Raw genomic sequence first — 21,531 nt, forward strand, 5'->3', positions numbered from 1 at the left:
ATGACCGGACCGTTGCCCGACCCGTTCGCCGACCATCCCGACTGGGCGCCGCAGCCGCCGCGACCGCTGGCCATCGTTCCCGCGACGGAGCGGGTCGAGCTACGCGGGCGGCGGGTGCTGGTCGGGCTGCCAGGACTGGGGTGGCGTGGCGACCTGCGCGCGGACGACCGGGTGGTGCAGAGCGCCCGGACCTACGTGCCGGTAATACCTGAGCACGAGTGGTACCGGGCAGAGGCCGAACAGGTCGAGGTGTTCGCGCCGCTGGTTCCGGTTGAGCGGGTCTGGGTGGAGACCGTCGGCACCCGGCCGCAGGCCGACAGCGTCCGTACGGGCATTCGACTGGTCTCGCTGGACGGTCCGGCGCACCCCGCCCCGACGCCGGTCTTCGAAGCGGACGCGGTGACCGGACGGCGGGTGGTACACGTCGAGGGCGGACTGGAGCACCGCGACCTTCGAGCGGTCACCGAGACCTACTCGGGTGCCGAAGGCGACATCTGCGTGCGAATCACACCGGAGGTCGAGTGGTATCGCTGGGCCGGGCGTGGCCAGTCACCCACCACTCTGGAGGTGCCAGTTCATCTGCTTTGGATTGAGTAGTCTTTCTCAAGATCGATTCGCCTTACAGACCCGCCAGCCGTCTTCATGCCGTGTTTCAAATCGCCACCGCTGGCGATCACTCTGCGATATCCCATCCACAAAAGCCGACAGTACAAGGTCAACTTCCACGTTGGCCGAATCACCCTGCCGCTGAACAGCGAAACTCTCCCAACTTGTGGAGATCTTCGCAGTGAACCGAAGTTCACGCGCTTCCAAATCCTCCCGGAGAAGCCGCAGGTCGTCGATATCCGCACCACCCTTACAGGTGAATTCGCTCGCTCTCGCGTCATTCCGATCTGCTAGAAATGACTGAATGTAATTGGCCACCACCACGTCCGGTGTGCTGCGGTCGGGGGTCGAGGCGCGGGTGTACCAGACGTAGGCCGTTGCGACCCCGCCGAGGCAGAGCAGGGCCAGCACGCCAGCGACGACCGTGAGCACCGTCCGCATCCGGCGGCGGGGCGGCGGCGGTGCCGGCGGTGCCGGGGCGGGCGGCAGCTGCTCGGACGGTGTCCGCTGGGCCGGTACGCGGGAGACCTGGGAACCGGCGGGGGGCTGCACTGATTCCACCTCCTGAAGTTATCGGCTGGACGCTCCGGAGCCAATGCCTCAGATCCAGCGGATCGTGACGGACCCCTCTCCACTGGTGAGATCCACGACAACACCGGCGCAGCGCCGGGGCACCTCCCGGAGGTGCGCCCTCGGCTGGGATACCGTCTCTGCTCGGGGAGGGGTTGCCAACCTCGGGTAGAGGGGGTGGACGCGGTGGCCGGTCCGAAGGCTCGCACGAACCGCGCCGCAGCCCTGCATCGTCGGGCTACGGCCGTCGCTACCGCAGCTGCCGGGATCCTGGATGAGACGCGGCCGGCTCCGGCGGATCAACGTCGACAGTACGAGGTGGCCGATCGCCTCCGGACGGCTGCCGCGTCGGTGGCTCCGGGTTGGTCGGGTGCGGCACTGGACTCGCTCACCGTGGACTCGCCGGCGGGTGATGGTCCGCCACTGTTCGTTCGGGTCGGCACTGCGGCGCCGTTGGATGACGCTCGTTTCCCCGCGCTGGTGCCTCTTGTCGGCACGGGTCACCTCAGCGTGGACGCTGATGCTCGGGAGCCGCGGGTGGCGGGGTTGCTCCGGGCCGTACTCCTGCGGTTGTTGGGTGCGGCACCGGCGGGTTCGCTGCTGGTTCGCGCGGTGGATGCCACCGGGGCGGCGTTGACGCCGTTCGGGGCCCTCGCGGATGCTGGTCTGCTGCCGCCGCCGGCGGTGGATGTGGCCGGTCTGCGTGCGGTGTTGACCGAGGCGGAGCAGTGGGTCACGCCGGGGGCGAGTGGGCGGCGGCGGCACGATCGGACGTTGTTGCTGGTGGTGGCCGCGTTGCCGGAGTCGACCGGCCCGACCGATCTGGCGCGGATCGAGGCGTTGGCCGAGCAGGGGCCGGCCGCTGGTCTGCATCTGGTGGTGGCGGGTTGGCCGCCGGCCGGCCCGTACTCGGCTCGGGCACCGCTGCCGCGCACCACGCCGCTGGCGCTGCGTAATTCGTACGCGCTGCTCGGTGACCCGCCGGGGGCGTCGTTCGCCGGGCCGGGCGCTGATCCGCCGAGTGGTCTGAACTCGCCGGTCTTCGTCGAGTCGGACCCGCCGGCGGAGCTTGTCGACGCGGTCTGCCGGCGGCTCGCCGAGCAGGTGGAGGCGGGTTCGCGGTTGGCGTTGGGTGCTCTGCTTCCGCCGACCGGTGAGCGGCTGTGGGAGTCGGACTCGGCCGACGGGTTGACCACGACTGTCGGCGATGCCGGGGGCCGGTCGGTGCCGTTGGGCTTCACCGAGTTGACTCCGCACTGGCTGGTGAGTGGCAGGTCCGCGGCGGGCCGTGCCGCGTTCCTGACCACCGCGTTGCTCGGCCTGGCTGCCCGGTACGGCCCGGACGATCTGGTGTTGTACCTGGCGGATCTCGGCGACGGCGAGTCCTTCGTGGAGTTCCTGCAGACCGAGCGGGACCGTTCGTGGGTTCCGCAGGTGCGCGCGGCCGCGATGGCCGCGGACCGGGAGTACGTGCGGGATCTGCTCGAGGAGTTGACGGCCGAGGTCCAGCGGCGTGCGGAGGCGGGTGCGCGGGCCGGCGGGCAACGCTTCGCGGAGTTGCGTCAGCACCAGCCGCTGCCGCGGATCGTCTGTGTGGTGGACAATGTGCCGCTGCTCTTCGCTGAGCGGGACCGGCTGGCCACCGAGGTGGCGGCGAGTGTGGATGGTCTGGCCCGGGCCGGTCGGGCGTACGGCGTGCACCTGGTGTTGGCCGGCGCGGGCGAGCTGGGGTTGAGTACCCGCGCGGATGCCGGTCATCGGGATTCGGTGCTCGGGCAGTTCCCGGTTCGGGTGGCGCTGCCGGGAGGCAGTCCGGTGCTGGAGCCGACGAACGACTCGGCGGCCGGTCTGCCGGTGGGCAGCGCGGTGGTGAACACGGCGGGCGGGTTGGGCGGCCCTCGGGGCGCGATCCGGGGTCACGAACGGTTGATCCGTCACCCGGACCCGCAGGATCATCCGGAGGTCGTGGCGGAGCTGCGGCACGAGTTGTGGGCGGCCCGACCGTCCGGGTCGGTGCCGCCGGTGGTCTTCGCGGGTTGGGCCCGGCCGCTGCTGGGCAACGATCCGCGCCAGCGGGCGGCCCTGGCGGGGCAGGCGCACGGGCCGGCCGCTCTGCTGGGTCGGGCGGTGGGCGTGGGCCGCGCGACTGTCGCCGTACCGTTGGGGCCGGCGGCCGGCCGCAACCTCGCGGTGCTGGGCTCGGGCACTGCGGCGGGCGGGTTGTTGGCGACGGCGGCGCGGAGCACTGCGGCTCACCACGCACCGGGTAGCGCCCGCTTCCTGGTGGCAGCACCGGACCCGGGCGCCCGGGCGTTGGCGGAGGCGTTGACGGCCGAGTTGGCGACCCGGCATCCGGCCGAGGTGGTGGATCTTCCCACGCTGCTCGCGGACGAGGCCGACGAACTGCCGACGTATCTGGTGGTGTTCGGGCTGGACCGGCCGGGTCCTCGGGAGCTGCCGGTGGACCGGCTGCGGTCACTCCTGCGGGACGGGCCTCCGGCGGGGAGACACCTGCTGGGCTGGTGGCGGGCGGTGCCGCCGTTCGCCGCGTTGTTCGAGCCGGCGGGCGAGGTCGACAAGCTGGCTGCGGTGGCGGTGCTGGATGTGCCGGTCGCGCAGCTCACCGCGGTCTTCGGTCGGCCGGTCGAGTGGCAGGCACGCCCCGACCGGGCGGTGCTCTGGGACGGCCCGGACGAGCGGGGCACGGTCCTGGTGCCGTTCGCCGACGAGGCCGGCTGATCGGGTGGCGCGGGTGGAGGGTGTCGAGGTGAATCCGAACGCGACGGCGACCGGGCCGGGGCGGCAGCGGGCCGCCGCGGCGGCGCCAGTGGACGCCATCCCGCCGACGGCCGAACCCGGCGCGGCCTGGGTGGAGTATCTTGCGGCCGCCCGCCAGTTGGACGGGGTACGCCGAAGCGCGTCCGCCGCCGCCGGTGAGCAGGCCCGGTCGGCGGAGGCCGCCCGGGAGGAGTTGACTGTGGTCCGTACCGGGTTGGCGAGTCAGCAGGAACGGCTGCGGGAGTTGGGCGTACCGGCGATCTCTCTGGTTCCGTCGCCGCCGGAACTGACCGAGGCGGCCCGGTCGATGGCGGGTGGTCCGGCGGCCGTGTTGGCGGCGTTGCGGGCCGGGCGAGGCTGGGCCGAGGCCGCGGACGCGGCGCTTGCGGCGCGCCGCGGGTTCCGGCCGGGGTCCTGGCCCGCGCGACCGCGCAACCTCCTGGTGTACGGGCCGTTCGCGCTGGTGGTGCCGCTGATCCAGGTCGTGGTTCTGGCGGCGACGGGGGTGGGGCCGGCAAGTGTGGCGGCGCTGATCTGCGGGCTGCCGATGCCGGCGGTCGCGTTCGTGGCTGGCTGGATCGGGATCGGGCGGTTGTTCCGGGTCAGCCCCACCGAACGGTTGGACCGTACGGTGCGTTTCGGCGCGTTGGTGTGCCTGGTGCCGGCGGTGCTGGCCACGGCCGGCCTGCTGCTGGCTCTGCTCGCGAGCTGAGCCGCCCGGCCGGCCGTGCTGCGTCGAGGGGTCAGCGGGGGATGATCAGCGCCATCGCCTCGGCCCGCGACTTGGAGTCCGACTGCAGGATGCCGCGTACGGCCGACGTGATGGTCTTGGCACCGGACTTCTGGATGCCGCGCATCGCCATGCACATGTGCTCGCACTCGAGCACGACGACGACGCCGCGTGGTGCGAGTTTGCTCATCAGCAGGTCGGCGACCTGCGAGGTGAGCCGCTCCTGCACCTGCGGTCGGCGGGCGAAGACCTCGACGAGTCGGGCCAGCTTGGACAGGCCGGTGATCCGCCCGTCGGGGCCGGGGATGTAGCCGATGTGCGCGCTGCCGCGGAAGGGCAGGAGGTGGTGCTCACAGAGGCTCATCACGTCGATGTCGCGGACGATTACCAGCTCTTCGTGGTTGGCCTCGAAGGTGGTGCTGAGCACCTGGGCCGGGTCGACCCGCAGGCCGGCGAAGAGTTCGGCGTACGCGCGGGCGACCCGGGCGGGGGTCTGCTGGAGCCCGTCGCGGTCCGGGTCCTCGCCGACCGCGATCAGGATCTCGCGGACGGCCTTCTCGATCCGGCCGAGGTCGACGGCGTCCTCGACGGGGCGACCGGTCAGCTTGCCGCTGATCAGCCGCGCGGCGACGTAGTCCAGGTCGTCGTCGCCGTCGGGTTCGGTCGCGGAGACGGCCAGCTCCCGGTGCGGGGAGCTGGCCGTCGGGTCGTTGCTCAGTGCGTGCCGTCCGAGTTGTTCGACGGTGTCCCGCCGCCGACCGACGCCTGCGCGCCGTCGGCCTGGGCCTGCGCCTTGAGCTTGTCCTTCTCCGCAGGGGTGAGCACGGGCGGCTCGGTGGACGGCTGACGCTTGCCGAAGCCGTTGTACGGCGCCAGCGGCGGGCGCTTGACCACCCGGGAGCAGATCCGCGCCATGTCGGCCGTGGAGAGGGTCTCCTTCTCCATCAGCTCGAGCACGATGTTGTCCAGGACGTCCCGGTACTCCACCAGGATCTCCCAGGCCTCGTCGTGCGCCAGCTCGACCAGTGCCCGCATCTCGCCGTCGATCTCGGCGGCCACCGAGTCCGAGTAGTCCCGCTCGTGGCCCATGTTGCGGCCGAGGAACGGCTCGTCCCCGCTGGTGCCGTACTTGATCGCACCGAGCTTGGAGCTCATGCCGTACTGGGTGATCATCGCGCGGGCCAGTTGGGTGGCCTTCTCGATGTCGTTGCCGGCACCTGTGGTCGGCTCGTGGAAGACCAGCTCCTCGGCTGCCCGACCGCCGAGCGCGTACGCCAGGGTGTCGATCATTTCGGCGCGGGTCTGGGTGTACTTGTCTTCGGTCGGGAGCACCAGGGTGTGGCCCAGCGAGCGACCACGGGACAGGATCGTCACCTTGTGCACCGGCGCGGCGTGCGGCAGCGCCCAGGCGACAAGCGCGTGCCCACCCTCGTGGTACGCGGTGATCTTCTTTTCCTGGTCGCTCATCACGCGGGTCCGTCGCTGCGGACCGGCGATGACCCGGTCGATCGACTCTTCGAGCGAGTCGTTGGAGATCGCCCGCTGGTCCTTACGGGCGGTCAACAGGGCCGACTCGTTGATCACGTTGGCCAGGTCGGCGCCGCTGAAGCCCGGGGTGCGTCGTGCCACCGAGTCGAGGTCGACGTCCGGCGTGAACGGCTTGCCCTTGGCGTGCACCCGCAGGATGGCCTTACGGCCCTCCATGTCGGGGGCGTCCACCGGGATCTGTCGGTCGAACCGGCCCGGGCGCAGCAGCGCCGGGTCGAGGATGTCCGGCCGGTTGGTGGCGGCGATCAGGATGACCCCGCCCTTGGTGTCGAAGCCGTCCATCTCGACGAGCAGCTGGTTGAGCGTCTGCTCCCGCTCGTCGTGGCCGCCACCCATGCCGGCGCCACGGTGCCGGCCGACGGCGTCGATCTCGTCGACGAAGACGATCGCCGGGGCGTTCGTCTTGGCCTGCTCGAACAGGTCGCGGACCCGGCTGGCGCCGACACCGACGAACATCTCGACGAAGTCGGAGCCGGAGATGGAGTAGAAGGGCACGCCGGCCTCGCCGGCGACCGCGCGGGCCAGCAGCGTCTTACCGGTGCCGGGCGGGCCGAACAGCAGCACGCCCTTCGGGATCTTGGCGCCCAGGGCCTGGTACTTCGCCGGGTTCTGCAGGAAGTCCTTGATCTCGTGCAGCTCCTCGACGGCCTCCTCGGCACCCGCGACGTCCGCGAAGGTCGTCTTCGGAGTGTCCTTGGTGATCATCTTGGCCTTGGACTTGCCGAAGTTGAGCACCCGGGAGCCGCCGCCCTGCATCTGCGACATGAAGAACAGCAGCAGGAGCACGAGCAGCGCGATCGGCAGCAGGTTGACCAGCAGGCTCACCCAGATGCTGTCCGACGAGACCTTGGCGTCGGCCGGGCCGGTGACCCGGTTGGCCGCCTTGGCGTCCAGCACCTCGTTCCAGATCTGGTCGCCAGCCTGGTACGGGAACTGTGCCTCGATCTTGTTGGTCTCGGTCTTGCCGAACTTGGTCTTCTGGGCCAGGTCCAGTTGGAGCGTCTGCTCCTTGTCCTGGAAGACCACCTTGTTGATCTTGGCGGTGTGCAGCTGGTCGAGCGCAACGGAAGTGTCCACCCGGTGGTAGCTGGGACCACTGGTGAACAGTTGACTGAGCACAACGGCGCCGAGGATGACCAGGATGATCCAGACCACCGGTCGGCGGAAGAAACGCGTACGTTCCATACTGTTGTCGAGCGCCGGGGCGCCCGCATCCTCCTGATCGACGTCCTGACCGTCTGATGGTGTCGCCGCGGTGAGCGGCGGCCGGAGCCGCCGTGCGGGCCGGCCTCGACCCCGAGGCGCGAAAACTGCCGCGCCGCGGTCATTCGACGGTACACCGTGTACGCGAGGAGTGAGCTTGCGAGCCCCGCAGTCGTACACAATCACAGCGGTGTACGCGAGGAGTGAGCTTGCGAGCCCCGCAGTCGTGCACCTTCGAAAGACCGGGTACGCCAGCAGCGAAACTGCGGACCCGCACACTCGGCGCGCCTTCGACATCGACGACGCACACCGTGGGCAGGCCCACCAGCCCCGCAGCCAACGTACGGCGAGCCCGGGTGGAAGCCGGCGTGGCGGGGAGTCCGGCTCGGCCACCCGAGCGCCGGTCACGCGATCGAGGGGTTCGAGCGCGGAGTAACCTCCGGGCCACCGTGGTACACGGTAACCGCATCAGCTGAGAGCGCGCTGAACGTCGGCTTGATGGATGCCGATGCGAGTCGGGCTCATGCCGACCGGTGGGCCGCCCCGGGGGTCGGGCCCGTCGTCAGGAGCGGGCGTAGACCTCGGGCTTGAGCACCCCGACGTACGGCAGTTCCCGGTAGCGCTCACCGAAGTCGAGGCCGTACCCGACCACGAACTCGGTGGGGATGTCGAAGCCGACGTACTTCACCGGGACCGGCACCTTCACCGCGTCCGGCTTGCGGAACAGGGCGACCACCTCGACGCTCGCGGCCGAGCGCGACTCGAGGTAGCGCAGCAGCCAGGAGAGCGTGAGCCCGGAGTCGACGATGTCCTCGACGACGACCACGTGCCGGCCGGCGATGTCCCGGTCCAGGTCCTTGAGGATGCGGACCACCCCGGAGGAGGTCGTGCCCTGGCCGTAGGACGAGATGGCCATGAAGTCGAGCTCCGCCGGCGGACCGTTACGGCCCAGCGCCCGGGCGAAGTCGGCCATGAACATCACCGCGCCCTTGAGTACGCACACCAGCAGCAGCCCGTCACCCACGTGGGAGTAGTCGGCGGAGACCTGCTTGGCCAGCTCCGCCGTCTTCTCGCGGATCTGCGCCTCAGAAATGATCACGTGGTCGATGTCGGCGTCGTACCAGGAGCCGTCAGCCATGACTCCTAGCCTGCCGTACGTCGGATGGCCTCCGTCGGCGGGGCCGCACCTTTTGGCGCGGACCCGCCAAGGATTTTCTGGGCAAACAGCGCTTAACACATCAGTTGGTGCGGGACCGCCAGCGGCGACCACCGTCGCTTGGCTTCCAGTCGGCCGAATCGTGACTGTCGGTGGTGAGCCCGGCGGCCGAGGCGGCGACGAGCAGGACGAGGAACAGGAGGAAGAGCAGGAACTCCATGGCGGCGCTCACTTTCGCATGATTGCTGTCGGTTTCGCCGCCGGTGCGCACCGGACTGAGACAAGTCTGCGCCCACTCGACCCGACCGGACAGTGGCAGGAATGCCATTGGTCATCGATTTCCTGCCACCTGTCGGGTTACCCTCGTCACATGCTGCGTTCGGTCGCCGTACTCGCCCTCGATCAGGTCGCGCCCTTCGAGCTCGGCGTACTCGCCGAGGTGTTCGGCACCGACCGCACGGCCGACGACTTCCCCGCCTACCGCTTCCAGGTGTGCAGCCCGGACGGCGCTCCGGTGCGTACCTCGTCCGGCTTCCACCTCACCCCGAACGCGGACCTCGGTCCGGTCGACGAGGCCGACCTGGTGGCCATCCCCGCGCACAGCCAGGGCACGAGCGTCCCCGGGCCGGTCCTCGACGCGCTACGCCGGGCCGACGCCCGCGGCGCGCACCTCTTCAGCGTCTGCTCCGGAGCCTTCCTGCTCGGCGAGGCCGGTCTCCTCGACGACCGCGAGTGCACGACCCACTGGCGGTACGTGGACGAGTTGCAACGGCGACACCCGCGCGCCCGGGTGCGCTGCAACTCGCTCTACGTCCAGGACGGTCGACTGCTCACTAGCGCCGGAACGGCGGCCGGCATCGACGCCTGCCTGCACCTGATCCGCCAGGAGCACGGCTCGGCCACCGCGACCCGGCTGGCCCGGCGGATGGTGGTCCCACCGCATCGCGACGGCGGCCAGTCCCAGTACGTGGAGGCGCCCATCCCGAGGGCGCCCGAGGCGCCGACCCTGGAGCCGGTGCTGGAGTGGCTGATGGGTCACCTGGACCGGTCGATCACCGTGGAGGAGTTGGCCGCCCGCGCCGGCATGGCGCCCCGCACGTTCGCCCGCCGGTTCCGCGCCGAGACCGGCACCACCCCGCACGACTGGCTCACCAACCAGCGGGTGCTCCTCGCCCGGAGGCTGCTCGAGGAGACCCCATTGAGCGTGGAGGCGGTCGCCGACCAGTCCGGCTTCGGCGACGCCGCCGCGTTGCGCCACCACTTCACCCGCCGGGTCGGCGCCACCCCCCACGGTTACCGGACCACCTTCCGGGACCGGGCGCACAGCAGCTGAGCAGAGGTCTCAGCCGGGGACGACGGGGGTCAGCCGGTCGGCCCGGCGGAGCACCCGGATGCCGCCGGGCAGGTCGGTCGGCCCCTGACCGTGCCAGTCGGTCACCAGGGCGTCCAGAGCGGCGACGTGCCGATGCGACAGGGCACCGGGCAGCGCGCCCAGCTCGCGGGCCCAGGAGTGCAACGCCCGGCCGCGTACGGCGGGAGCCAGGCCGAGCAGCGCCGGCACGGACAGCCCACGGTCGGGGCACCGGGCCGCCGCCAGCGCCGTCCCGGCCAACTCGTCGAGCGCGGCGTTGTCGGCGGCAAGCAGCCGGGCGGTACGCGCCAGGTTGTCCACCACACCCGGTCCGAGCGCCCGCACCAGCGCCGGCAGCAGGTCGGCCCGCACCCGCGACCGGGCGTACGACGGATCGGTGTTGTGCGGGTCGTGCCACGGGGTGAGACCGAGCACGGCGCAGGCGGCGCGCGTCTGCTCCCGACCGATGTCCAGCAGCGGGCGCAGCAGCGGTACCCCGCCCAGGTCCCGCCGGGAGGGCATCCCGGCCAACCCTCGCGGGCCGGCGCCCCGGGCGAGCGCGAGCAACACTGTCTCAGCCTGGTCGTCGCGGGTGTGCCCGGTGAGCACCGCTACCGCGTTCTGCTGCCGCGCCACCTCGGTCAGCGCCTGGTAGCGGGCCTCGCGGGCGGCGGCCTCCGGCCCGCCGGGACGCCCGGCCACCTCCACCCGGACCACCGTCGCCGACGCGAACCCGATCTCCCGCCCCCAGGCGGCCACCGCCTCGGCACGCTCCGCGGAACCGTCCTGCAGGCCGTGGTCGACGCTGACGAGCACCGCGGTGCGGCCCAGCCGGGGCGCCACGAACACGGTGGCCGCCGCGAGGGCCAGCGAGTCGGCACCGCCGGAGCAGCCGACCAGCACCGGACCGCCGGACGGCAGGCCGGCCAGGGCACGGCGGACCGCCACCCGGACGGCGGCCACCGGCGGAGCGAGCGCGGCCACCGGCGGGTGATCAGCCAGCGGCCGGGATGGTGCCGGCCGGGCCGTGCACCCGGGCGACCCAGGCGTCCGGGTCGCCCAACTCGGACAGTCGAGGCAACGTCAGCGGGGAGTTGAAGATCGAGTTGAAACCGTCCATGCCGACGCGTTCCACCACCCCGTGCACGAACTTGCGCCCCTCGGCGTACTGGCGCATCTTGACGTCCACCCCGAGCAGCCGGCGGATCGCCTTCTCCAGCGGGTTGCCCGCCTCCCGGCGTCGGTTGAACGAAGCCCGGATCCGCTCCACGCTCGGGATCACCTGCGGGCCGACGCCGTCCATCACGAACTCGGCGTGCCCCTCCAGCAGGGTCATCAACGCGGTGAGCCGGTCCAGGACGGCCCGCTGCGCCGGGGTCTGCACGATGTCCAGCACGCTGGTGCGGCTGTCCGGGTCGCGAACCGCCTCGGACAACGTGGCCACCCCACGCCGCATCCGCTCGACGAGGTGCTCGCTGCCGCTGGACGAGGCGTCGACGAACGCCTGCACCTCGCTGAGGAAGTAGGCCCGCATCCACGGCACGGCCGTGAACTGGGTGCGGTGGGTGACCTCGTGCAGACACACCCAGAGCCGGAAGTCGCGGGGATCGGCGCCGAGCTTGCGCTCCACCTCGACGATGTTCGGTGCGACGAGCAGCAACTGGCCCGGCTCGGCCGAGAAGACCTCGTACTGCCCGAGCACCCGGCCGGAGAGGTACGCCAGCACCGTGCCGGCCTGCACCCCGGTCAGGCGGGACCCGATCGCCTCGGTCAACGCGCCCGGTTGCTTGTCGCCGGAGAGCCGGCTCACCAGCGGGGTGATCACCTCGCGGAGCCCGGCGATGTTCGTCGCGGCCCAGTCGCGGCGATCGACCACCCGGACCGGCGGATGCGACACCTGCGCCCGCAGGCCCGTGTAGTCGGCCACGTGCCCGGCCGCCTCGTCGGTCAGCCGGCGCAGGTCGCCGACCACGTCGGTGGCTTCGGCGTACGACACGCGGGGGCCAGACTTGCTCAACGCCCCCGCGGTAGCGGCGGCCAGATCCCAGTCCACGAACTGCGCCATGAACCCACCGTACCCGCGCCGCGACACCCCGGCCCGGGCTCGCGCCCTCGATCGACGCCGATGGCGTGCCCGGCAGCCCGGCCCGTGACGGTCAGCCGCAGCCGCAGCCGGCCAGCGCGGCGGCGATCCGGTCCAGCGCCGGCTGGGCGGTCTCCCGGTCACCCGGCACCTTGTCGGTGAGCACCGCGAAGGCCAACAGCCGCCCATCGGCGGTGGTGACCAGGCCCGCGATGGAGTGCACACCGGTCAGGGTGCCGGTCTTGGCCCGGACGCTGCCCGCCCCCGCAGCGGTGCCCGCCGCGTTGCGGTAGCGCTCGTTCAGGGTCCCGGACCAACCGCCCACCGGCAGACCACCGAAGACGCCTGCCAACTCCGGATGGTCCGGACTGGCGGCCAACCGGATCAGGTCGGTCAGCAGCGACGGGCTGATCCGGTTACGCCGGGACAGGCCGCTGCCGTCGGAGACGCTGATCTCGTCGGCGGGCAGGCCCAGCTCGGCCACCTCGGCGTCCATGGCGGCGGCGCCACCGTCGAACGAGGCGGGCTGGTTGCGGGCCAGCGCGACCTGCCGGGCGAGCGCCTCGGCCACCAGGTTGTCGCTCTCGCTGATCATGACGTCGACGAGCCGGATCAACGGCGGAGACTGCACCGCACCCAGCTCGGCGCCCGGTGCCGGGTTGGCGCCGGCCGCCGCCTGCGCCGGAGCCGTACCCCGCTTCACGGTGTCGGTCGGCACCCCGAGCAACCGGGCGAACGCCTTGCCGGCGGCCAGGTCCGGTTCGGCGAACCGCGGGGCGGACCCGTGTTCGACGCCCGGGTCCGTACGCGCGCCGTCGGTCATCAACGCGGTCACCGCGCCACCCGACCCCCCGGTGGGGATGTCGTCGTCCCAGCCAGGGCCGTAGACCGGGCCGGAGTAGAGCGAGCCGTCGACGGTGACACTCGTCGGGGGTGTGCCGCCGAGCGCGGTACGCACCTGCGCGGCAAGCTCGTCGAGGCGCGCCGCACCCGGGTAGTAGCCCTTCTTGTCGATCGAGAGGGTCGGGTCGCCGCCACCGACGATCACCACCTCGCCGGCCTTCGCGCCGGCCACCGCACGGGTGGGAATCCGGTAGCCGGGCCCTCGGGCCGCCAGCACGGTCACCGCGGTCGCCAGCTTGGTCACCGAGGCGGGGACGGTGCCGTCGTCCGCCCCCTTGGCGAACAGCGTCTGGCCGGTGATCACGTCGGCGACCGAGACGTTCACCCGGTCACCCAGGGTGGCGACACCGACAAGTGGGTCGAGCACGGCACGAACCCCGTCCGGGGTGGGCACCGGGGCGTTCGGGTCCGGGCCGGCAAGCACGTCCGCCGGGGCGGGATCCGGGGTCACGCCGGCCGCCTTCGGACCGGAACCGGCGTCGTCGCCAAGCCACCCGGCGACCGGACCGGGACGGGTGATCACGACTCCGATGCTGGCGAGCACCAGCAGGAGCACGGCGGCCAGCACCACCGGCAGCCGCCTCCGGCGGCCGGGCGTGGCGGGTGCGGGTGCGGGTGCGGCGTTTGCCGGCAACGCGGAGATCGGCGGCCCCACCGGGGGGACCCCGGCGGCGGCGGCCGATCCGGGATCGAACGACGGGCTGAGCGGCGCGGGGCTGACCGGGACCGTGGCACTGCCGCGCGGCGGGCCGCTCACCGGCCGCTCACCGCCGGTGGTCGGGAACCGACCATTGTTCGGCGGGGGCGACGCCGGGCCGGCCGGTGGGCGCCAGGGCAGCGGCGGGGGCCGCTCGGGCACCGTCTCCGCTGCCGGGGTCGGTGGTTCGGGGGCCCGTGGGAGGTGGGCCTCGGGCACCGGGACCCGACCCTTGGCACTGCCGGAGCCGGATCGTCCGGTACCGTGCCCGGAGCCCCCGTCCGGGCGGTAGTGTGAATCTTCCCTCCCCACGACCCCCTCCTCCCCCAGCGAAAATCGGCTTGGGTGACACTACTTCGGTCCGAAGACTATGCGGCGGCCGGAGTCGGCGGGTGGGCATTCACCTGTCCGGGGGGCCGCCAGTGGTTCCGTTAGCCAGCGTGGGCAGACGAGGGAGCGTGCAGATGGATTTCGACGTGACGGTTGAGATCCCCAAAGGTCACCGGAACAAGTACGAGGTGGACCACAAGACCGGCCGGATCCGGTTGGACCGCACCCTCTTCACCTCCACCCAGTACCCGGCCGACTACGGGTTCATCGAGGGCACCCTGGGCGAGGACGGCGACCCGCTGGACGCCCTCGTGCTGGTCCCCGAGCCGACCTTCCCGGGCTGTCTGATCCGCTGCCGCACCATCGGCATGTTCCGGATGACCGACGAGAAGGGCGGGGACGACAAGGTCCTCTGCGTGCCCTACGAGGACCCCCGCCAGGAGCACCTGCGCGACATCCACCACCTGGGCGAGTTCGACCGCCTGGAGATCCAGCACTTCTTCGAGGTGTACAAGGACCTGGAGCCCGGCAAGTCGGTGGAGGGCGCGACCTGGGTCGGCCGCACCGAGGCCGAGGCCGAGATCCACGCCTCCTACCAGCGGGCCCGCGACGCCGAGGCGCGCGGCGAGTCCCTGCACTGACGAGCGCTGACGCACCGGGCCCGAGGGTCGCTCAACCGAGCAACCCTCGGGCCCTGTCGTACAGGTCGAGCACCGCGCAGGCGATCGGGACCACGGCGACCACCAGGGCCGTGTCGGTGAGGTCGGCGACCCTCCCGAGGTACGGCGAGACCGGCCGACGGGCGTACCCGGTGCCGCTGGCGACCGCCACCAGGGCCAGCGCCGCCCCGCCCAGGACCAGCACCAACCGCCCGGTCTCGTCGGCCCGATCGACAAGCACGGCACCCAGCGCCGCGTAGCCGGCCAGCCCGGCGAGCACCGTCGGCACCCGGTGTCGCAGCGCCACGAACAGCCGCGAGCGCAGCAGCAGCACGGCCGAGGTGACCGCCACCAGCACCCGGCCGGCCGTGCCACCGGCGACCACGAGAACGACCGCGGTGGCCACCGTCAGCAGGGCGTGACCGATAAGCATGCCGGTGAGCATCTCCTCGGTGCGGATCACCGCCGCGTACACCCGGCCCCGATCGGGCAGATCCCGGGCCCGCTCCGGCTCCTGCACCGGGGTCGAGGGCGGCAGGGTGACCGGCGGCAGGGGCAGCTTGCCCAGCCGGATGGCCAGCAGCGGGATCACGCCGACGGCGAAGACCAGCGCGCTGAGCAGCAGCGCCGCCGTACCGGCGGTGGTCGTCAGCAGCCCGCCGAGCGCCGCGCCCGCGCCGATCAGGCCGACCGTGCCACCTGCCACGAAGACCCGCAGCCGGCTGGCCACCCCGAGAAGACCGATCAACGCCACCAGCAGCAGCGCGACCGAGCCGGCGAGCAGTTCGGCAGCGCCCACCCAACGCGCCGGGCCGAACGGCCCGACCGGGTCGCCGGAGCCGACGGCCAGGGCACCGGCCGTGAACGCGTAGGGCAGCGCGTAGCCGCCGAGCGTCGCGCCGGCGGTGCCGTCGCCGTTGGCGCGGGAGGCCACCGTGCCGGCCACGGTGAGCACCACCGCCACCACGGCGGCCGTCAGCCAACCGGCGCGGTGGGTCGGCCCCCCGGCGAACAGCGCGAGCAGTCCGACCGCCAGCGGTACGGCGGCACCGGCCAGACCGGCCGTCCGGGTGGCGGTGGGTGACCAGGCGCCGCCACGGCGGCGAGCACCGTCGGCGATCGCCTCGATGACGTCGTCGTACTCCAACTCGGGCCAGTGCGCGCGGGCCGGTACGAGGTGCAGCACCTCGCCGTCGCGGACCCCCTGCGGCAGCAGCGCCTGTGCCGTCACCAGCAACGCCCCGTCGGTACGGCGGAGCACCCAACCGCCGTGCTGCTCGCCGTCGTCGGCCAACCCCACCCCGGCGTGCCGGAGCACGTCGGGCAGCAGTTCGGCCAGGGGTACCTGCTCCGGAAGGGCGACGTCCACCCGTCGTTGCGGCGCGCTGATGGTGACGCGTGCCAGCCCGGTAGTCATCGACTGGTCTCCATATCGAGGGGGATCGGAGGCTGCGCGGACGACAGGACTTTACCTACCATGAGCCAGGCTCGGGTTACCCAGCGCAGTCAGGAGGCCGAGTGGCCACAGTCGTCATCAAGCGCCCACCGCGCCGACCGGCACCGGAGATCCCCGCCGGTGAGCTGGCGGTCGAGGCGCCGCCGGAGATCCCCGCGGTGGCCGGCGGGCGGTGGCAGCAGATGCTCATGCTGCTGCCCATGCTCGGCGGCACGGTCGCGATGGCGATGATGTTCGGTCGGGGCGGCGGTGCCTACTCGTACGTGGTGGGCGGAATGTTCGGGCTCTCCTCGTTGGCGATGCTCGTGACGTCCTGGGGCAGCGCCTCCGGCACCCCGAAGAAGTCCGAGATGATGGCCGCCCGCAGGGAGTACCTGCGCCACCTGGCGACCCTGCGACGGCGGGTCCGGCGGACCGCGGGCCAGCAACGTGCCGGGCTCTACTACCGGCACCCGGATCCGGCCCGGCTCTGGTCGACCGTGGACAGCCACCGGGTCTGGGAGCGCCGCCCCGCCGACCCGGATTTCGCCGTGGTGCGGGTCGCCGTCGGGCCGCAGACCCTGGCCACCCCACTCGTCCCACCGGTGACCCGTCCGCTGGAGGAGCTGGAGCCGATGACGGCGGGCGCGCTCCGCCGCTTCCTCGACTCGTACTCCGTGGTGCCGGACCTGCCGGTGGCGCTGTCGCTGCGCAGCTTCGCCCGGGTGCACGTGCGTCCCGCCGGCCGCGGCCGGGCGACCACGGCGACCACCGGCGGACCACCCACCGGCGACCCGGCCGCCCAGGCGCTGACCCGGGCCGTGCTGATCCAGCTGGCGGTCTTCCACGCCCCCGACGAGCTGCTCGTCGCGGTCTGCGCCGGGCCGGAACGCCGCGCCTGCTGGGAGTGGGTGAAGTGGCTCCCACACGCCCACCACCCCGGCCGCACCGACGCGCTCGGCCCGGTACGGCTGGTCACCAGCTCCGCTGCCGAGTTGGAGTCGTTGCTTGCCGACGTGCTGGCCACCCGGTCCCGGTTCAGCCCGTCCGGCCCGGCCACCGACGGTCCGCACGTGGTGGTGGTGCTCGACGGCGGTGACCTGACCGGTGCCAGTGACCTGACCGGCGACGGCGGCATCGACGCGGTCACCGTGCTGGACCTGGACACCCCGCCGCCCCGACTGCTGGAGCGGTACGCGCTGCTGCTGGAGTTGCACGGCCGACGGCTGCACTCGTGGTCGTCCGACGGGCACGCCGAGGTGGGCACCGCCGACCAGCTCGACCTGGCCGACGCCGAGGCGGTGGCCCGACGGTTGGCGCCGTTGCGGCTCGCCGGCACGGCCCGCGGGCCGGACGCCCCGTTCCAGGCCGACCTGGGCCTCCCCGAGCTGCTCGGTCTCGGCGATCCGGAGAGCTTCACGGCGGAACAGGGCTGGCTGCCCCGCTCGGCCCGGGACCGGCTGCGGGTGCCGATCGGGGTGGGCACGGACGGCGGTGCCATCGAGCTGGATCTCAAGGAGTCCGCCCAGGACGGCATGGGCCCGCACGGCCTGCTCATCGGAGCGACCGGCTCCGGCAAGTCCGAGCTGCTCCGCACGCTGGTGCTGGGGCTCGCCGCCACGCACAGCTCGGAGCAGCTCAACTTCGTCCTCGTCGACTTCAAGGGTGGCGCCACGTTCGCCTCGTTCGACCGGCTGCCACACACCGCCGCCGTGATCACCAACCTGGCCGACGCATTGCCGCTCGTCGACCGCATGGTGGACGCGATCAACGGGGAGCTGGTCCGCCGCCAGGAGCTGCTGCGGCGGGCCGGCAACTTCGCGAGCGTGCGCGACTACGAGCGGGCCCGGGCGGCCGGGAGCCCGCTGGCCCCGCTGCCGTCGTTGCTGCTGATCTGCGACGAATTCTCCGAACTGCTCTCCGCCAAGCCGGACTTCATCGACCTGTTCGTGCAGATCGGTCGACTGGGCCGGTCGCTCGGCGTGCACCTGCTGCTCGCCAGCCAACGTCTCGAGGAGGGCCGGCTGCGCGGGTTGGACACCCACCTGTCGTACCGGATCGGGTTGCGCACCTTCTCCGCGCTGGAGTCCCGGACGGTGCTCGGCGTGGCCGACGCGCACGAGCTGCCCCGCTCGCCGGGCCACGGCTACCTGCGCGCCGGCACCGACCCGCTGGCCCGTTTCAAGGCCGCGTACGTCTCCGGTGCCGTCCGGCGTCGGGCCGCCCCGGGCGGCGTCACCGCCGAGGGCGGCGCGCGGCTGCTCACCTTCACCACCCACGTCGTGCCGGTGCCCGAGCCGGCAGCCCCGGTCGTGCCCGTGGTGGCCGAGGAGGAGGGCGGCGGGACGCTGCTCGACCTGCTGGTGGACCGGCTGGTCGGCCAGGGCCCGCCGGCGCACCAGGTCTGGCTCCCGCCGCTCGGTCCGCCGCCGGCCCTGGACGAGCTGCTCGGGCCGGTCGAGGTGCACCCGACGCGCGGGCTCACCGTGGGCAACCCGGAGCTGCACGGCGCACTCGGGGTGCCGATGGCGGTCGTGGACAAGCCGTTGGAGCAGCGCCGGGACCTGCTCTGGCTGGCGCTGGACGGCGCCGCCGGGCACGTCGCGGTGGTCGGGGCGCCGCAGAGCGGCAAGTCCACCGCTTTGCGCACGCTGATCTGCGCGCTGGCGCTCACCCACACGCCGGCCGAGGTGCAGGTCTACTGCCTCGACTTCGGCGGCGGCGGGCTGGCCGCGCTGCGGGACCTGCCGCACGTGGGCGGGGTGACCGGTCGCGCCGACCCGACCGCGGTACGACGCACCGTCGGCGAGATGACCACCCTGCTCGTCGACCGGGAGCGCCGCTTCGCGGAGTTGGGCGTGGAGTCGATGTCCGCGTACCGGCAGCGGCGGGCGGCGGGAATGGCCGGTCAGCCGGGCGCCGACCCGTACGGCGACGTGTTCCTGGTGATCGACGGGTGGAGCACCATCCGCGGCGAGTACGACGATCTGGAGCCCCTCGTCACCGACCTGGCCACCCGGGGCCTGTCGTACGGGGTGCACGTGGTCGCCACCGCGCTGCGCTGGCTGGACTTCCGGCCGGCGATCAGGGACCTGTTCGGCTCACGGCTGGAGCTGCGCCTCGGTGACCCGTCCGACTCGCTCGTGGCCCGGCGGGCGGCCGCGAACGTTCCGGAGCGCTCCGGCCGTGGGGTGACCGCGGAAGGCCTGCACTTCCTCACCGCGCTGCCGCAGCTCGGTGCCGCCAGCGGGGACACCGCCGATCTGGTCAAGCGAGCCGCCGACGGGTGGACGGGTCGTCCGGCGCCCCGGGTGCGGCTGCTCCCGCCGGTGCTGCCGTACACCGATCTGGACCTCGCATCGGCGACCGGGCTGCGGTTGCCGATCGGCATCGCGGAGGCGGACCTGCGCCCGGTGCTGCTCGACTTCGCCACCGAGCCGCACTTCGTGGTCTTCGGGGACTCGGAGTGCGGCAAGTCGTCGTTCCTGCGCGCACTGGCCACCTCGATCATCACCCGGTTCACCCCCGAACAGGCCCGGGTGATCCTCGTCGACTACCGGCGCAGCCTGCTCGGCGCCATCGAGACGCCACACCTGATCGGGTACGGCACCGCGGCCGCGCACACCGCCGACCTGATCGAGTCGGCCGCCGGCTACCTGGAGCGGCGGGCCCCCGGGCCGGAGGTCACCCCGCAACAGCTACGCGACAGGTCCTGGTGGTCGGGGCCGGAGCTGTTCGTGCTCGTGGACGACTACGACCTGGTGGCGGCGGGGCCGGCGAACCCGTTGCGGGCGCTCGAGGAGCACCTGCCGCACGCGCGGGACATCGGGCTGCACCTGGTGCTGGCCCGCCGGTCCGGTGGGGCGGGCCGGGCGCAGTACGAGCCGATCGTGCAGCGCCTGCGGGAGCTGTCCACCGCCGGCCTGGTGATGGCGGGCAGCCCCGAGGAGGGCGCACTGGTCGGGCCGGTGCGGCCCGGACCGCTGCCGCCCGGGCGTGGTCGGCTGGTCACCCGGCGGGAGGGCGTACGCCTCGTTCAGTTGGCGCAATTACCGCCACAGTGACCTGACTCGCCGGTTCTTCCCGTGACGGGTGGGGAAACCGGTAATCTCCGATCGTCATGGTTCCGTCGGGATGAATGGCTGAGGATGTGACTGGGGTGCGGTACGGCGGTCCGTCAGCGGCCCGACGAGCGACCGGCCGGGCGCTGCTCGGCGTGGCCGCGGCGCTCGCCGTCGTGGCCCCGACCGCGGCGGCCGTGCCCGTCGCCACGCCCACGTACGGCGGACAGCTCGCCGGCGCGCCGATGGCGTTCGCCCCCGGCGACACCTTCGCCCGCACCGACCAGGTCCGCGATGAGCAGTGGCAACTTGACGAGTTGCAGGCCGAGACGGCGTGGCGAAGCTCGACCGGCCGGGGCGTGACCGTCGCGGTCGTCGACTCGGGGGTGGACGGCAACCACCCCGACCTCGTCGGCCAGGTGCTGCCCGGCAAGGATCTGGTGGCCAACGGCGGCGCCCCGGGCCCCGATCCGGTGGGCCACGGCACCACCGTCGCCGGCCTCATCGCCGGGCGCAGCGACGACAAGCGGGGTGTGGTCGGCCTGGCACCGGACGCCCGGATCCTGCCGGTCCGCGTGCTGGACGAGGAGAACCGTTACGACGACGCCCTGATCGTCGCCCAGGGGGTGCGCTGGGCTGTCGACAACGGCGCCCGCGTCATCAACCTGTCGCTCGGCGGCAGCGGCGACAGCCCGGCCCTGGCCGCCGCCCTCGACTACGCGTTCGTCCGGGACGTGGTCGTGGTCGCCTGCACCGGCAACCTGGCCACCTCCACCAACTCCAAGGTCTGGTACCCGGCCCGCGAGCCGGGGGTGATCGCCGTCGCCGGTCTCGAACGCGGCAGCGACAATCTGTGGTCCGGGTCGATCACCGGTCGGGCCACGGTGCTCACCGCTCCCGCAAGCGGGCTGGTCGGGGCCAAGCCCCCCGGCGGGTACTGGCGGGTGCAGGGCACCAGCTTCGCCGCGCCGCTGGTGGCCGCGACCGCCGCGCTGGTCCGGTCCCGTTACCCGCAGATGCCCGCGGGTGAGGTGGTCAACCGGTTGCTGGCCACCGCCCGGGACCTGGGCCCGACCGGGCGGGACGACCGCTTCGGGTACGGGGTGGTCGACCCGGTGGCCGCGTTGACCGCTCAGGTGCCGCCGGTGACGGTCAACCCGCTCGACGACCAGACGTCGCCGGGGGTGAGCGGTTTCGGTCCGGCGCCCGGCTCGGTCGACGACGATCCGGTGGCCGGTGCCGGTAGCGACCCACTCGGTCTCGCCGCGTCCGGTCAGCAGAGCCGGTGGACGGCTCGGGCTGCCGGCGGCCAGGACACGTCCGCGCCGGAGCAACTGTGGATCAGGGTCGTGCTCCTCGTCGCGCTGCTCGGCGGTGCGGCCCTGATGGTCCGCCGGCTCCGCCAGCGGCCCCGTTGACCA

General features: G+C 72.7%; 16 protein-coding genes. 7 read left to right on the forward strand and 9 right to left on the reverse strand.

Going from position 1 to position 21,531, the window contains the following annotated elements:
• Nucleotides 1-597: a hypothetical protein gene (locus AB0C15_RS20840; RefSeq protein WP_357354287.1), complete on the forward strand. Its 597-nt coding sequence runs from the start codon at nucleotides 1-3 to the stop codon at nucleotides 595-597.
• Nucleotides 598-603: 6 nt separating this feature from the next.
• Here the strand turns inward: AB0C15_RS20840 and AB0C15_RS20845 are convergent, their stop codons facing one another.
• Nucleotides 604-1,158 (reverse strand): hypothetical protein, encoded by a 555-nt coding sequence (locus tag AB0C15_RS20845; RefSeq protein ID WP_357354482.1) that lies wholly within the window; start codon nucleotides 1,156-1,158, stop codon nucleotides 604-606.
• A 195-nt stretch (nucleotides 1,159-1,353) separates the two neighbouring features.
• Between AB0C15_RS20845 and AB0C15_RS20850 the strand changes: the two genes are divergently transcribed.
• A complete protein-coding gene (locus tag AB0C15_RS20850) occupies nucleotides 1,354-3,915 on the forward strand; it encodes an FtsK/SpoIIIE domain-containing protein (protein ID WP_357354289.1) in 2,562 nt (853 codons plus the stop codon).
• 88 nt (nucleotides 3,916-4,003) lie between these two features.
• A complete protein-coding gene (locus tag AB0C15_RS20855) occupies nucleotides 4,004-4,666 on the forward strand; it encodes a hypothetical protein (RefSeq protein ID WP_357354483.1) in 663 nt (220 codons plus the stop codon).
• A gap of 31 nt (nucleotides 4,667-4,697) precedes the next feature.
• Here the strand turns inward: AB0C15_RS20855 and folE are convergent, their stop codons facing one another.
• The 4 genes from folE to AB0C15_RS20875 all read right to left on the reverse strand — a co-directional run bounded on the left by folE (nucleotide 4,698) and on the right by AB0C15_RS20875 (nucleotide 8,823).
• Complete coding sequence (gene folE, locus AB0C15_RS20860; RefSeq protein ID WP_357354485.1) at nucleotides 4,698-5,363, reverse strand: GTP cyclohydrolase I FolE; 666 nt, start codon at nucleotides 5,361-5,363, stop codon at nucleotides 4,698-4,700.
• A 35-nt stretch (nucleotides 5,364-5,398) separates the two neighbouring features.
• Nucleotides 5,399-7,417, reverse strand: coding sequence for an ATP-dependent zinc metalloprotease FtsH (gene ftsH / locus AB0C15_RS20865; protein ID WP_357354291.1), 2,019 nt, complete (start codon nucleotides 7,415-7,417; stop codon nucleotides 5,399-5,401).
• A 580-nt stretch (nucleotides 7,418-7,997) separates the two neighbouring features.
• On the reverse strand, nucleotides 7,998-8,573 hold the full coding sequence (gene hpt, locus AB0C15_RS20870; protein ID WP_266246949.1) for a hypoxanthine phosphoribosyltransferase: 576 nt from the start codon (nucleotides 8,571-8,573) through the stop codon (nucleotides 7,998-8,000).
• Between the two features lie 100 nt (nucleotides 8,574-8,673).
• A complete protein-coding gene (locus tag AB0C15_RS20875) occupies nucleotides 8,674-8,823 on the reverse strand; it encodes a hypothetical protein (protein ID WP_357354501.1) in 150 nt (49 codons plus the stop codon).
• A 138-nt stretch (nucleotides 8,824-8,961) separates the two neighbouring features.
• Here AB0C15_RS20875 and AB0C15_RS20880 point away from each other — a divergent pair, with 138 nt between their 5' ends.
• The gene (locus tag AB0C15_RS20880; protein WP_357354293.1) at nucleotides 8,962-9,924 is read left to right on the forward strand and encodes a helix-turn-helix domain-containing protein; all 963 of its coding nucleotides are present in this window, start codon (nucleotides 8,962-8,964) and stop codon (nucleotides 9,922-9,924) included.
• A 9-nt stretch (nucleotides 9,925-9,933) separates the two neighbouring features.
• Here the strand turns inward: AB0C15_RS20880 and tilS are convergent, their stop codons facing one another.
• The 3 genes from tilS to dacB all read right to left on the reverse strand — a co-directional run bounded on the left by tilS (nucleotide 9,934) and on the right by dacB (nucleotide 13,562).
• A complete protein-coding gene (tilS, locus tag AB0C15_RS20885; protein ID WP_357354295.1) occupies nucleotides 9,934-10,926 on the reverse strand; it encodes a tRNA lysidine(34) synthetase TilS in 993 nt (330 codons plus the stop codon).
• A 10-nt stretch (nucleotides 10,927-10,936) separates the two neighbouring features.
• Nucleotides 10,937-12,007, reverse strand: a complete 1,071-nt coding sequence (locus AB0C15_RS20890) for a zinc-dependent metalloprotease (RefSeq protein WP_357354297.1) — start codon at nucleotides 12,005-12,007, stop codon at nucleotides 10,937-10,939.
• 91 nt (nucleotides 12,008-12,098) lie between these two features.
• Nucleotides 12,099-13,562, reverse strand: a complete 1,464-nt coding sequence (gene dacB, locus AB0C15_RS20895) for a D-alanyl-D-alanine carboxypeptidase/D-alanyl-D-alanine-endopeptidase (RefSeq protein ID WP_357354487.1) — start codon at nucleotides 13,560-13,562, stop codon at nucleotides 12,099-12,101.
• Between the two features lie 527 nt (nucleotides 13,563-14,089).
• Between dacB and AB0C15_RS20900 the strand changes: the two genes are divergently transcribed.
• A complete protein-coding gene (locus AB0C15_RS20900; RefSeq protein ID WP_145778583.1) occupies nucleotides 14,090-14,596 on the forward strand; it encodes an inorganic diphosphatase in 507 nt (168 codons plus the stop codon).
• Between the two features lie 31 nt (nucleotides 14,597-14,627).
• Here AB0C15_RS20900 and eccD read toward each other — a convergent pair whose 3' ends face one another.
• The gene (gene eccD / locus AB0C15_RS20905; protein ID WP_357354300.1) at nucleotides 14,628-16,031 is read right to left on the reverse strand and encodes a type VII secretion integral membrane protein EccD; all 1,404 of its coding nucleotides are present in this window, start codon (nucleotides 16,029-16,031) and stop codon (nucleotides 14,628-14,630) included.
• 101 nt (nucleotides 16,032-16,132) lie between these two features.
• Here eccD and eccCa point away from each other — a divergent pair, with 101 nt between their 5' ends.
• Nucleotides 16,133-20,113, forward strand: coding sequence for a type VII secretion protein EccCa (gene eccCa / locus AB0C15_RS20910; protein ID WP_357354302.1), 3,981 nt, complete (start codon nucleotides 16,133-16,135; stop codon nucleotides 20,111-20,113).
• A gap of 74 nt (nucleotides 20,114-20,187) precedes the next feature.
• Nucleotides 20,188-21,528, forward strand: a complete 1,341-nt coding sequence (gene mycP / locus AB0C15_RS20915) for a type VII secretion-associated serine protease mycosin (protein ID WP_357354304.1) — start codon at nucleotides 20,188-20,190, stop codon at nucleotides 21,526-21,528.
• The last annotated feature ends 3 nt before the right edge of the window (nucleotides 21,529-21,531 follow it).

It is taken from the genome of Micromonospora sp. NPDC048835, assembly GCF_040649995.1.
Classification (GTDB): domain Bacteria; phylum Actinomycetota; class Actinomycetes; order Mycobacteriales; family Micromonosporaceae; genus Micromonospora.

Bases quoted from the DNA above. Each gene is read 5' to 3' on its own strand.
- AB0C15_RS20840 (WP_357354287.1), top strand. From the start codon at position 1: ATGACCGGACCGTTGCCCGACCCGTTCGCCGACCATCCCGACTGGGCG.
- ftsH (WP_357354291.1), bottom strand. From the start codon at position 7,417: ATGGAACGTACGCGTTTCTTCCGCCGACCGGTGGTCTGGATCATCCTG.
- hpt (WP_266246949.1), bottom strand. From the start codon at position 8,573: ATGGCTGACGGCTCCTGGTACGACGCCGACATCGACCACGTGATCATT.
- AB0C15_RS20880 (WP_357354293.1), top strand. From the start codon at position 8,962: ATGCTGCGTTCGGTCGCCGTACTCGCCCTCGATCAGGTCGCGCCCTTC.
- AB0C15_RS20890 (WP_357354297.1), bottom strand. From the start codon at position 12,007: ATGGCGCAGTTCGTGGACTGGGATCTGGCCGCCGCTACCGCGGGGGCG.
- AB0C15_RS20900 (WP_145778583.1), top strand. From the start codon at position 14,090: ATGGATTTCGACGTGACGGTTGAGATCCCCAAAGGTCACCGGAACAAG.
- eccD (WP_357354300.1), bottom strand. From the start codon at position 16,031: ATGACTACCGGGCTGGCACGCGTCACCATCAGCGCGCCGCAACGACGG.
- mycP (WP_357354304.1), top strand. From the start codon at position 20,188: ATGGCTGAGGATGTGACTGGGGTGCGGTACGGCGGTCCGTCAGCGGCC.